The 12,618-nt window shown below is 43.3% G+C and carries 14 protein-coding genes; 6 read left to right on the top strand and 8 right to left on the bottom strand.

What is annotated here, in order from left to right; translation table 11 throughout:
- The first annotated feature begins 95 nt into the window (after positions 1-95).
- Complete coding sequence (locus tag FCV43_RS16275) at positions 96-431, top strand: DUF2500 domain-containing protein (RefSeq protein WP_136995782.1); 336 nt, start codon at positions 96-98, stop codon at positions 429-431.
- Between the two features lie 26 nt (positions 432-457).
- Here FCV43_RS16275 and FCV43_RS16270 read toward each other — a convergent pair whose 3' ends face one another.
- On the bottom strand, positions 458-1,471 hold the full coding sequence (locus tag FCV43_RS16270; protein ID WP_136995781.1) for an acyltransferase: 1,014 nt from the start codon (positions 1,469-1,471) through the stop codon (positions 458-460).
- 121 nt (positions 1,472-1,592) lie between these two features.
- Complete coding sequence (locus FCV43_RS16265; RefSeq protein ID WP_017052880.1) at positions 1,593-2,312, bottom strand: SDR family oxidoreductase; 720 nt, start codon at positions 2,310-2,312, stop codon at positions 1,593-1,595.
- 143 nt (positions 2,313-2,455) lie between these two features.
- On the opposite strand from FCV43_RS16265, the gene FCV43_RS16260 reads away from it, so the two are divergent.
- The gene (locus FCV43_RS16260) at positions 2,456-3,295 is read left to right on the top strand and encodes a LysR family transcriptional regulator (RefSeq protein WP_113798830.1); all 840 of its coding nucleotides are present in this window, start codon (positions 2,456-2,458) and stop codon (positions 3,293-3,295) included.
- Positions 3,296-3,398: 103 nt separating this feature from the next.
- Here the strand turns inward: FCV43_RS16260 and arsJ are convergent, their stop codons facing one another.
- The 6 genes from arsJ to rhtB all read right to left on the bottom strand — a co-directional run bounded on the left by arsJ (position 3,399) and on the right by rhtB (position 8,639).
- On the bottom strand, positions 3,399-4,622 hold the full coding sequence (arsJ, locus tag FCV43_RS16255; protein ID WP_017052878.1) for an organoarsenical effux MFS transporter ArsJ: 1,224 nt from the start codon (positions 4,620-4,622) through the stop codon (positions 3,399-3,401).
- Positions 4,623-4,746: 124 nt separating this feature from the next.
- Entirely contained in the window at positions 4,747-5,250 is a 504-nt protein-coding gene (locus FCV43_RS16250; protein ID WP_136995780.1) for a cyclin-dependent kinase inhibitor 3 family protein, read from the bottom strand.
- Positions 5,251-5,262: 12 nt separating this feature from the next.
- A complete protein-coding gene (locus tag FCV43_RS16245; protein WP_136995779.1) occupies positions 5,263-6,264 on the bottom strand; it encodes an ArsJ-associated glyceraldehyde-3-phosphate dehydrogenase in 1,002 nt (333 codons plus the stop codon).
- A gap of 36 nt (positions 6,265-6,300) precedes the next feature.
- Complete coding sequence (locus FCV43_RS16240) at positions 6,301-6,636, bottom strand: metalloregulator ArsR/SmtB family transcription factor (RefSeq protein WP_017052875.1); 336 nt, start codon at positions 6,634-6,636, stop codon at positions 6,301-6,303.
- Positions 6,637-6,756: 120 nt separating this feature from the next.
- Positions 6,757-7,983: an EAL and HDOD domain-containing protein gene (locus tag FCV43_RS16235; RefSeq protein WP_017052874.1), complete on the bottom strand. Its 1,227-nt coding sequence runs from the start codon at positions 7,981-7,983 to the stop codon at positions 6,757-6,759.
- 38 nt (positions 7,984-8,021) lie between these two features.
- Positions 8,022-8,639: a homoserine/homoserine lactone efflux protein gene (gene rhtB, locus FCV43_RS16230; RefSeq protein ID WP_017052873.1), complete on the bottom strand. Its 618-nt coding sequence runs from the start codon at positions 8,637-8,639 to the stop codon at positions 8,022-8,024.
- A 76-nt stretch (positions 8,640-8,715) separates the two neighbouring features.
- Between rhtB and FCV43_RS16225 the strand changes: the two genes are divergently transcribed.
- The 4 genes from FCV43_RS16225 to FCV43_RS16210 all read left to right on the top strand — a co-directional run bounded on the left by FCV43_RS16225 (position 8,716) and on the right by FCV43_RS16210 (position 12,611).
- Positions 8,716-9,702, top strand: a complete 987-nt coding sequence (locus FCV43_RS16225) for an alpha/beta fold hydrolase (protein WP_136995778.1) — start codon at positions 8,716-8,718, stop codon at positions 9,700-9,702.
- 152 nt (positions 9,703-9,854) lie between these two features.
- Positions 9,855-10,706 carry a Cof-type HAD-IIB family hydrolase gene (locus tag FCV43_RS16220; protein WP_170961676.1) on the top strand — a complete coding sequence of 284 codons (852 nt, stop codon included), beginning with the start codon at positions 9,855-9,857 and terminating at the stop codon, positions 10,704-10,706.
- Between the two features lie 187 nt (positions 10,707-10,893).
- A complete protein-coding gene (locus tag FCV43_RS16215; protein ID WP_017052870.1) occupies positions 10,894-11,922 on the top strand; it encodes a COG3650 family protein in 1,029 nt (342 codons plus the stop codon).
- Between the two features lie 50 nt (positions 11,923-11,972).
- Positions 11,973-12,611, top strand: coding sequence for a tRNA-uridine aminocarboxypropyltransferase (locus FCV43_RS16210; protein WP_029203402.1), 639 nt, complete (start codon positions 11,973-11,975; stop codon positions 12,609-12,611).
- Positions 12,612-12,618: the final 7 nt, after the last annotated feature.

Below are 12,618 nucleotides of genomic sequence, written 5' to 3'. Positions count from 1 at the left end.
CATGTCTAAGTAAAATCGCAGATAAATATCAAAGTCCGACTTTCAGAGCACTTCTCCATATAGAATATAGACTTATTACAATAGGGGTCATCACCATGCCAGTCTCACTTTTACTCTCTCTTATTACTTTAGCTATCCTCGCAGGTTGGGGGTTCAGTCGATTCTACCAACAACATATTCAAGGTGAGAATGCACCAGAACAAACTGCGAATGTAACGATTCTTGATAAGCAATCCATTCAGATAGAAGACGCTCAGCCAGGAGAAGATGACCAAGAGTATTGGATTTATGTACAGCGAGGCCGCATGGGATTAAAACGAGAATTTCAAGTTGGCATTCACTACTTCCATGCACTTCAACCAGGGGATAAAGGAGTGATGACATACCAAGGAACTCGCTTTCTACATTTTGCGAAACAGAGAGAAAGCTAAGCACCTTTATTAATCGCACTCGCTATCTATGGTAATAACCAGCGCGTTTTGGCTGAACGAGACAACAACCAACTTAACCCTAAGGCACCAGCGCCTCCAATGATGACCCACAGAGGGATAACCCAAGCAGGATGGCCTTGATGCCAGTTAAACGCTTTCATCGGCCATAAAAAAATCGGATGAAGAATATAAATCCCTAAACTATGTTGGCTAATGAAACTCACCACTTGATGACTACGGTGAGATAGCCTTTCACCATAATAACGACACACCACAAACACCATGCTCGCCGCTAAAACCGTATTCAGCGTTTTGTAAGATAACCAGCGCCCTACTGTATATTTTTCAGCAGTGACACTTCCTGAAACCACCATTGCAATCGTTGCAGCCAAAGCAATGACCCCTAACGTTACCGACAGGAAGAGGGTCATTTTATTTAACGGCACTTTTTTAAACAGCAGATACCCCAATGGTAAGTACCCACTATACAGCCATAACTGGTGACTCCAAGGGCCATCAATTTTAAATAGAAATAGCGTGGTGGTCAGTAACCATATTGCGGTATACGCATATATGGCGGAGTCGTCTGTTTTCCTGACGAAGATCTGCAGGAATGGGATCACGAAATAGAGTGGAATAAAGTAGTAAAAAAAGCCTAAATGGTAGTAAGTGTAATGGTGGTAACTATTAAGCAGTACATCCCAACTCACCGCACCATCAAACCCTGCAGCCGACCAGCCTGAAAGATAAGTGTAGAAAAGAGACCAAATAATAAAAGGAAGCAGCACTTTTCCTAAGCGTCTTTTGACATAATACTTCGCATCAAAAGGGCGTGTATCACTCAGCATTAATGCACCAGTGATAAGAATAAACACTGGGACAGCCCAACGACTCACACTATTAATGCTCACCGCCGTTAACCACTGGTCGAATGGAATCGAACCTAACTCAGAACGGTAAGGGGCGAGTACATGAATGGCAATAACGGCAATCGCTGCCACACATCGCAATAAATCGAAAAATTGAACTCTTTGTCTCATATAAATTGATGACCTGTAGTCGAGCCGAATAAGTGGCGTCATCAAACTATAACAACAAAAAAGCTGACCTGTGAATACACAAGGTCAGCGATAAGTAAAAGCTTATGTCGGTTGCAAAAAATTATGCAGGTTGACGAGTCGCAGCAATCACGATTTCACGTACACAGACATTTTGTGGTTGGTTGTAAGCGTAGCTGATGGCATTAGCGATATCTTGAGGAGCAATTGCACCACCCATGCCTTCTTTCCACTCTTGGTAACCAGAAATAATATCTTCGTTAGTTGTGTGGCTAAGAAGATCTGTCTCTACCGCACCTGGTGCAATCGTGATCATGCGTACGCTATCATCTGCCACTTCTTCGCGGATGTTTTCAGTAATCGCATGAACCGCAAATTTAGTACCACAGTAAGCCGCATGGCTTGGGAATGTTTTACGACCTGCAACAGAACTGATGTTGATAACCGTACCTGTTTTACGCGCTTTCATTTTCTCTAGAACTAAGTGAATACCGTTTAGAAGACCAAGTACGTTTACGTCAAACATTTGCTTCCATTCTGCTGGATCTTGAACATCAGCATTACCAAGCAGCATTACGCCAGCGTTGTTAACTAAACCGTCAACTGGGCCGAATTTTTCTTCTGCTTCAGCAACTGCACTGCGGAAGCTTTCTAGATCTGTGATATCTACTTGACGACAAAGTGTGTTTGGTAGGTTTAATGCTTCTAGTTTTTCAACGCGACGAGCAAGAAGTAGTAATGAAAAACCTTCAGATGAAAGTTGCTTCGCTGTTGCTTCACCAATACCAGAGCTTGCACCTGTAACGACGATTAATTTAGACATTCTGATTCTTCCTATCTTGTTTGAGTCACACGTTTTGTGTGGATGGCGCTACTATATGGATAACAAGAGTAAATGATAAATATCGTTTTCTTAGAGTTATGATAAGTTAAACTTATGGTTTAATTTTTAGAAAAGGAATGAGGATGGACTTACGCCTGTTACGCAGCTTTGTTGCTGTTTATGAAGAGAAAAATATCACGGCAGCGGCTGAACGTTGTTTTGTCTCTCAACCCTCCATTTCAAATGCCGTAAAACAGCTAGAGGAAGAGTTAAATACGTCGCTCTTTGTTCGACATAAAAAAGGGGTCGACCTCACTGATGAGGCGCATTACCTCTACCCTCTTGCCATTCGTTTACTTAATGACATAAATAAGTTACCTAGCTTATTCCAAGAAAGAACCGAATGCTTACCGATCAAGCTGGCAAATTTCCCTGATATCAGCCAGCTTGAAATGGCAAAACTGCTCAAAAGATTAACTCAGCAGATCCCAAACCTACTGATAGAGATTGTCGATCATGATGCAGAGTGCGATGCGAGAATCACCCTAGATCTATTTCAGGGGGAAGATGAGATATTCCTACCGCTATGGGATGAGGACTACGTTCTTTGTATGTTGCCTGATCACCCACTTTCCGAACAAGAGAGTGTCGAGCCATATCAACTCCACCAGCACGATTTTATTGAGTGTCCACCTTGCCAAGCGCATCAACAAACCGTAGGACTACTGGCTTGTGATGGACTCGCCCTGAATATGGTGGCAAAAGCAGAACACAAAACTCAAGTCATGCACTTGGTGCAGTCTGGGTTAGGTATTTCATTTCTGCCAACAGGGGTATTAGAAGCCTCTCAAAAACTGATCACTCGTCCGCTCAATGGACCAAGAATGTTTCGCCGCTTAGGGCTATGTTACCCCGCCACAACGAGCTTACAACCAGCACTGCAACTGATCTTAAAAGCGCTAAGTCGAGAGCATAACGAGTAAATTCAATTATCCAATTGGTGCTCGTTACGATGAATAGAAAAAAAGCCACGTAGGATAATCATACGCGGCTTCTTCATCACTCAATGCCAACCAATAAGATCCCCTACTGAATGGCTCTATCTTTCGAAAGTGTCGGGAGTTTGAGTGAAATGAGTGTCGTCACCAATAGAAAAGCAAACGAGACCCACAAACACGCTGCCAGCCCCGCCACTTGGAATACCCAACCCGACAGAATCGTACCAATCAAACGGCCCATCGCATTCGCCATGTAGTAAAAACCGACATCCATTGATACGCCATCACCCTTGGCATAACTCACAATAAGGTAAGAGTGTAATGATGAGTTGACCGCGAATACCGCACCGAAGATCATCAACCCCAATACAATCACTAATTGTGGCTGCCAACCAATTTGTACAGCATAAGCAATCAGCCCTGTAATGATGGCAAGTAACCCTGCCCATCGTAGAGCCGCATGACCATCTGGCACTCGTCCTTGCGCTTTCCCTGTGATCTTAGGGGCAAAGCCTTGAACAACACCATACGCAATAACCCATGTGGCGAGAAAACCACCGACCCACAAGTGATCCCAACCAAACACGCTACCAAGGTAGACAGGCAGAGCAACGACAAACCATACGTCACGGGCACCAAATAAGAACATTCGCGCGGCGGACAAAATATTGATCGGTTCAGACTTAGAGAAGATCTGAGTAAATTTAGGTTTATTTTTCGCTTTGCCCATATCACTTTCTAACCACGATAAACTGCCAATCAGTACCACCGCGAGGACAGAAGCCATCAACAGAACCGAGGCTTGAAAGCCAATCATCGATAACAGCAACCCACCTAGGAAAAAACCCGCACCTTTAAGTGCATTCTTAGACCCCGTGAGAATCGCAATCCATTTATACAACGCACCTTGTTGGTTATCTGGCACTAGTGTCTTGATCGCGCTTTTTGCACTCATTTTATTTAAATCTTTGGCGATTCCTGATAATGCTTGAGCCGCCATCACCCATGGTATCGTCAACCACCCACTTGGCACCGCGAGCATGAGTAAGGCGATAATTTGCATTGCTAAACCGACATTCATGGTTCGATTTAGCCCTAATCGAGCACCCAACCAGCCACCAATGAGGTTCGTCACCACTCCAAAGAATTCATAGAAAAGGAACAGAGACGCGATCGCTAACGTTCCGTAACCTAAATCATGGAAGTAGAGCACCACCAACATGCGAAGCGCACCATCGGTTAATGTAAAATTCCAATAATTAAAAGTGACCAATATATATTGGCGAACGCTTTTGCTTAGGCTTGAAAACATAACGTCATACCTATCGAAGGAAAATGATTCAGGTAGTTCATGGAGCTTTTATTTCCAGAGCTGTCGTTCATAGAGCTTTAGGAACATGGTGATCCTAAAGCTCTTTTCGCTAACGAATCAAAAATTATTGAGCCGCGACACTGTTGATGTATTCAACTTGAACGGATTTGGTAAACGCTCCCGGACGAAGAGCTTGAACATCACGAATAATCTCTTCTAATGCCCAGTTTTTCTCTAATAGAAAGTGCGCTGCAAATAGCCCTGTACGACCTGACCCACCCATGCAGTGCATCGCCACCTTGCCTCCATTACTTATAATCTTATGAAGGGTCGGGCTTATCGCTTGCCATTTTTCGGCAAAATCAGCCCCTGGCGCACAGTCATCTTCAATTTCAATTTGAAACCATCGCATGCCTAGAGCCTGGGTCTTCTCACCGAGTTCGCTCACGCCTTTGCTTGCCAGTTCAGCGTCATCAAGTGCAGTGACAATCGCTTCAACACCTTGAGTTTTAAGCTGGGCTAAAGAAGTATCGAGATCGACCCCTTTAGTACCTGGACACGGTGTGAGCACTAAGGCTCCCGTCTCTACATCCAGTTGCCACGTTGGGTGAACAGTAGAATTTGTCATGATGTTTGCTCCTTATGCCAAACCAACAGTACGAACTAATTCAGCAGTACGAGTCGCGTACCCCATTTCGTTATCATACCAAGCATAAATTTTCACCATGCGCTTACCGACCAACATCGTTGAAAGCGCATCCACAATCGTTGAACGTTGATCCCCTTTGTAATCAATAGAGACCAATGGACGCTCTTCAAAGCCAAGAATGCCGCTTAATTCATTCTCTGACGCCTCTTTCAGTAACGCATTCACCTCTTCAGCGGTTGTATCGCGCTGAACATCAAAAATAATATCTGTCAGTGACGCATTCGCTAAAGGTACACGTACCGCATGACCGTTGATCTTATCTTTTAGCTCAGGGAATATTTCAACAATTGCTGTAGCACTCCCTGTGGTGGTTGGGATCAAACTCATACCACATGCACGAGCACGGCGTAGGTCTTTATGAGGCGCATCCAAAATGGTTTGAGTATTGGTCAAATCATGAATCGTCGTGAACGCGGCTTGCTCAATGCCTAACTTTTCATGAATCACTTTAACGATAGGAGCCAAGCAATTCGTCGTACAAGATGCCGCTGTTACAATCTTATGTACTGCTGGGTCAAAAATATGGTCATTCACACCGACAACGATATTGGCAATACCGTCCTCTTTTACCGGAGCAGAAACCACAACGCGCTTCACTCCTTGCTCAAGGTACTGGTTCAAATAAGCCGTTTTGCGATGTACGCCTGTCGCTTCAATCACAACATCACAGCCAGACCAATCAACGGCATTAATCTCTTTCTCTTGCGAAGTCGCAACCTTATGGCCATTAATAACAATATTTGAATCTTTAGCCGTTACAGCATGGTGCCAACGGCCTTGAATAGAATCGAATTCCAACAAATGCGCTAAAGTCGCGGTATCTCCAGCTACATCATTTATTTGCACAAACTCCACTTCTGGCCAATCAAATGACGCTCTTAAAGCCAAGCGACCAATTCGTCCAAATCCATTGATACCAATCTTAATCGTCATACTCTTTCTCTCTCAATCTTTACTCAATTCAATCCATTAAACACAAGGTCGATCGCTCATCGATTTCAATCGTTCACTATCGGTTAAATACTGTTGCTGCAAGCAATTTGACTCCTTCAAGCTGGTGATCACTTTCCTCATCCAACCAGGAAGATCGCTTGAGACTTGGTAATACACCCACTGCCCTTTTCGCTCATCCACCAGCACGCCGGATTGACGTAACTGTGCTAAATGACGCGATACTTTCGGCTGGCTTTCACCTAAAGCTTGCGTTAATTCACACACACACAAACTGCCTTCACGAGCAATAATGAGCAGGCAGCGCATGCGAGTTTCATCCGCAAGCATTTTAAAAAATTGATGAGGTAACATACTTAAATCTCACATATACGCATATCCATATATAATAGATAAAAAAAAGCACCCGTCAATGCGAGTGCGTTCTTGTCATCAAAAATTCATATCCAAAAATGATAAGGTGGCGTCGAGCAATTAAGAAAGACTGACCATGTCTTGGCTCCATTTCTGTGCCGCCACTAATTCATAGCGCACATCATCCATATTTAAGCCTAATATTTTACAGTGCTCCTCCATGCCACTCCAATCAGCATGTTCATAACACTCTTCCAATGCTAGCAAGCTTCCGTAGGGCCCTTCTCGTCTGAGTAGTGCGACCTTGATAACATGGCTTAACGGAAGTTGTTCAACCAAACTGTCTAAGGAGAGATCAAGCAGAGCATCAAGCATTGAAAACAGTCCAATCATAAAGGCTTGTTCTTGATGATCTTGAAAAGGGCGATACCGAGACATCAATTGACAAAATTGAGCACGATGCAGTGACATATTGTATAGCTCTTTCGGCTTCTTATCAGAAACATAAGACGCAACAGCCAAAGAGACAAAAATCTTAAGCTTATCTTGCCCTAAATAGACTAAAGCTTGGCGAAAAGAGGAGATAGTGACTTCAAGGCGCGGTGACATCGTATTAACAAAGCGCAATAATTTATATGACAACGCCACATCTTTAGCGACAATATTTTCCACCTGTTTAAAGTCAACTCCGGGCTTACAAACTTCTTGAAATAGCTCCATTGCAATCGCTTGTTCTGGCCCGACATATTGCGTTTTCATCACTTCAGGTTTGCTAAAAAAGTAACCTTGGAAAAACTTAAAACCTGAGTTTTTTGCTTTTTCAAATTCAGCTTCCGTTTCGACTCTTTCAGCGAGAAACTGACACTTAGTCCTTTTTAACTGCTGTTCACGCACAATTTGGCAAGCATTGTCTAAGCCTAACGCCATAATATCGAGTTTAATGATATGGGCGTACTGTAGAAAACGTTCCCATTCAGGAAGAAAGGTAAAATCATCAAGAGCCAGAATATAACCACGGCGATAAAGTTCACGTATCGCCTCAAGCAATTCATCCGTCGGTTCGCACGTCTCTAGAATTTCTACCACAATACTTTCTTTAGGCAGAGTCAGAGGCAAGCCACGCAATAAGCTAGCTTGAGGGAAATTAATAAAACAACGCGAACTTTGAATCGTCGGATTAACGCCTATCGATAAGAAATTTTCGACAATCAGCCGATAAGTGGCCCGGTTTGAATCAATATGGGCTGGGTAAGCATTATTTTCACCGTCACGAAATAACAGCTCATACCCGATAGTATTCTGTTTTCGGTTAAAAATAGGCTGTCTTGCCACATAGGTGTTATTCATCGATCCACTCAATATAACTATTTGATTATTTTGATCTGCTACGCTTTAGCTGCCGCTAATAATGCACCACAACCGATAAACATTGAACCAAAGACTTTATTTATTTTACCCATCACGGCATCTGAGCGAATAAATCGTCCCATTTGTGACGCTAATGATGTGTAACCTAACATAACAACCGCATCAATAAATACCGTAGTGGCACCCAGAATTAAAAGCTGAGTAAGTTGGTCTTTCGCTGGGTCTAAAAATTGAGGGAAAAGCGCGACGAGGAAGACTATCGACTTAGGATTGGTTAAATTGATCAGTATCGCTTTACGCATTAATGTCATGCTTGAGAGACCATCATCACCCATTCTCGCAACCATGCTCGAACGATCTCGCCACTTTTGGATACCCAACCACACCAAGTAAACCACACCAACCCATTTAATGATTGAAAATGCCAATGCCGATTGCGCGACTAATGCACCGATGCCAGCTCCAACTAAAATGATATGGAAAATCATGCCTAACTGTAACCCAACGATGGCCGCGAGTGACTTTCGAGTGCCGTAGCTTAAGCCATTACTGATCGAATTTACGGTTCCAGAGCCCGGCGCTAAACTAAAAATAATAGCGGTAGCAACATATGCCAACCAAACATGAGTATCCATTGCATTTCCTCTCTACTGCTTTAATCTAGCGAATATTAATCGCCACTCAAGATCAATCCATACAATAGGTAGTTTTATGGTCAATTCGAGCTCTGTGAATTCTCGTTATACCCAAGAGAGCAATTTTGAGCAAGCAATCAATCATCAGATTGCAGAACTGTGGCAGCAGCGTAATGATGGCTATATCAAAAGTAGCGACAAAAAATCACTCTACTGGTGCTCCCTTACCTCAGCGTCGCATACTAAAGCCATTGTGGTAGTCAATGGGCGTATTGAGTCCGCTTGGAAATATCAAGAGCTGTTTTATGACCTTTACCAACAGGGTTATGACATCTACTCTTTTGATCATCGAGGTCAAGGCTTATCCGATCGCCTGATTGACGATAAACAGATGGGATACGTAGATGAATTTGATGACTACCTGATGGATCTCGCTGCTATGGTCGACCATTTTAAACTCGGCCACTATCAAAAGCGTTATCTACTAGCTCACTCTATGGGTGGTGCCATTGCGACCCGTTACTTAGAGACAACACCACAGCATAGCTTTGATGCGATCGCGTTAAGTGCCCCAATGTACGGCATTAACGTTGCTTGGTACTTACGCCCAATTGCAATGGGATTAAGCCAACTGCTTACCGAAGTTCATCCAACCCCAAATTACGCTCCCGGCCATAAAGCCTATTATGCCAAGCCTTTTAAAGATAGCTTGCTTACCCAAAGTGCCATTCGCTACCACTGGTTCCGAGACCTTTATGAGAAAAAGCCTGAGTTAAAACTTGGAGGCCCAAGTACTCGTTGGGTTTGGCAAGGCTTGATGGCGGCAAAACAGTGCATTCAGCAAACCCGACAAATACATATTCCTCTGCTTCTATTGCAGGCAGGTAATGATCAGATCGTCAGTAACACCGCTCAAGAAGCCTTCTTTACTAAACTCAATAAAACGAATCATTGCAGCCAAATAATCCGTGTTGCGGGCTCTAAACATGAGCTACTGTTCGAACAAGATCGGTATCGTAACCAAACATTAGATGCGCTGTTTAATTTTTTTAAAAACAATTAATGACGAAATAAGGAAATCAACCACCTGACTTTTACCCTCTTTTTCCTGTTTAATTTGGCGTAAAATCCTTAGCTTAACCGATGGCTTTCCACGCTTTAAATCGGGCTATATTTATTAACTACTGTCATCGATTGATGTTCAAAGAGGGTTGCATGACCACTAGCGCACTAAGCAAAAACTGTATTGAAGATAATCACGCAATGATCAAACTTGTAGCGTCAGATTTAGACGGAACATTACTGGCACCAAATCATCAGCTTAGTGACTTTACCAAGCAAACCTTGCGAGAGTTGCATCAAAAAGGGTTCACTTTTATTTTTGCGACTGGTCGCCATCATGTAGATGTAGCAGGTATTCGTGAGCAAACAGGGATCCCTGCTTACATGATCACCTCAAACGGCGCTCGTGTTCATGATAAAAATGACCAGTTAATGTACAGCCAGAATGTACCCCAAGATCTAATCCAGCCCGTCGTCGATATCATGAAGCAAGATCCTAATTTGATGATACACATCTATCAGGATGACAACTGGTTACTCAACCAAGAAGATGAATACATGAAAAACTTTCATGAAGATTCACGCTTTACTTACACGCTATTCGATAAAGACAATGCACCGACCGATGGCATTGCCAAAGTTTTTCTTACCCATCCCGAAAAAGATCACGAATACTTAGTTAAGTTTGAAGAGGAGCTCAACGCCTCTTTTGGTGATAAATTGAATGTCGCATTCTCAACGCCTTGGTGTTTAGAAGTGATGGCCGCAGAGGTGTCAAAAGGCGAAGCTCTTAAGGTTGTAGCCGAATCACTTGGCAAGACGCTAGAGAACTGTATTGCTTTCGGAGATGGCATGAATGATGTTGAAATGCTCTCAATGGCAGGAAAAGGGTTAGTCATGGCCACTTCTCATGAAAAAGTAATGAAAGCACTACCGGATAATCAGGTCATTGGCAGCCATGCTGATGATGCCGTTGCGCATTACTTACGAAATAACCTTTTCTAAATACAAGCCATATCCAGGGTAACGAAATCAAAGGCAGCTTAGGTTGCCTTTTTCATGCCTACATTTTTATCCTCACACCTGCTACCTCAATGTCTGGAAACGGTCAATTGAAGCCCTATCGCTCTATTTTAAACCACTGATATGCCATAATGATTGCAGACTTGTCTCCGCATAAGGAATGAATGGCATGAAAACGCTTAAAACCTCAGGCTTGCTGCTTGTGTTACTCACTTTACAAGCTTGCTCTACCCCACAAGAATCAGAGCCTAGCCCAGCGCCTATGCCAACGGCGAGCTTAGATAGCCCATCATCCATTTCGCCTCCTACATTCATCATGCGAGGTGAAGTTGTTATTGGTCATGAAGCTCAAACCATCACACCTTGTGGCAGTAATAAACAATTCTGGCTCACATTACCTCAAACGTATGCTCAACAAGTGATGAACTTAACTTCCCGCCCATATCAACCTTTATATGGGGAAGTTATCGGTCATTTAGAGCGTCCAACTCAAATGGGGTTTGATGCTGATTACACCGCTCGTTTTGTTGTCGACCATGTAAATTTCCTGACCGCAGAAAATCCGAACCGCTGTGACCAATCCTTACGTTCTACTCGCGCATTTGGTAACGAACCATTTTGGTCTCTCTCTTTCTCTAAAGGGCACATAAACTTTGAGCCAATGGGAGAAGAAACGAAAACAGTCGCATTAGATAAAACCCTTATACAACAAGCAAGCCGCAAGTATTATTTTAGTGATGGGCAACTGAGCCTTAATAAAACCACCTGTAATGACACCATGAGTGACTCTATTTATGGATGGAAAGCAAAACTGAATATTAACAAACAAGATTATACCGGGTGTGCGACACTCGCGAATCAAGATCCTACGTTAGCTTGGGTAGGTAATTATTTTGCAAGCCACACTCAATCCGTCAACTTCAGTGTCAATTTAGAACTAAAGTCAGATCACACCGCAATCACCACCTATGATTATGCTAACGGTGACTCTCCTACGATTGAAACGGGGTTCTGGCAGCAACTCAATACCAATCAAATTCAAGTGGTGATGACACGCCACCAACGGCAATACTTAGTGTCAGAACGCATCTTTACGGGTCATAATGGAAAAATAACGGCACAAAAAGAGAAAGTCGGTGACACTATCTACCCCATCGCGAATGGCGGATTGGTGTTATTTCAGGAACAAGGGAATTAAGACTTTCACTCGAATCATCATCGTTAAGCTTAAAATAAGACACAATCAGAATGACCAAGACTACACCATGCCCTCATTGTGGGTTCCAACATCAATGCATCTGTAATGATATACCTAACATTCACTCGTCATTACCGATTGCATTGCTGATGCATGAAAATGAGCTATCGCGAGATACCAATACTGGGCGTCTACTATTACAAACGCTGCCCGAATGCAGCCAACATGTTTGGGTCAGAAAAGAGCAGCCTGAAGCGTTATTCAATCGAATAAAGATTCAAGGTCTTCAGCCCTACTTATTGTTCCCCAATGAACACAGCGTAGATGTCACGACACTGCATGACACTACCGCTGCCCAAAATTCGGCAGAGTCAGATACGTCATCTCAACACCAAGCCATTAAGCCACTTTTTATTATCTTGGACGGGACCTGGCAAGAAGCCAAGAAGATGCTTCGTCGTAGCCCATGGCTAAAAGCATTACCTCATGTGCATTTGTCATCGACCGCCTCTTCACGCTATCAGCTCCGACGTAATCAAGATGATGGTCATTTATGTACCTGTGAAGTCGCTATTGAGTTACTCAGTCAGCTAGGAGAGACATCTTCATCAATACAGCTCAGCCAGTATTTTGATCATTACATGGCCATGTTCAAAGCTGACAAATGCGGTCACCTTCTCAAAAAGTAACCATGCA

Origin of the sequence: Vibrio genomosp. F6 (assembly GCF_005146325.1) — a bacterium.
GTDB classification, from domain to species: domain Bacteria; phylum Pseudomonadota; class Gammaproteobacteria; order Enterobacterales; family Vibrionaceae; genus Vibrio; species Vibrio cortegadensis.
This window is presented reverse-complemented; position numbering and strand designations above follow the sequence as displayed.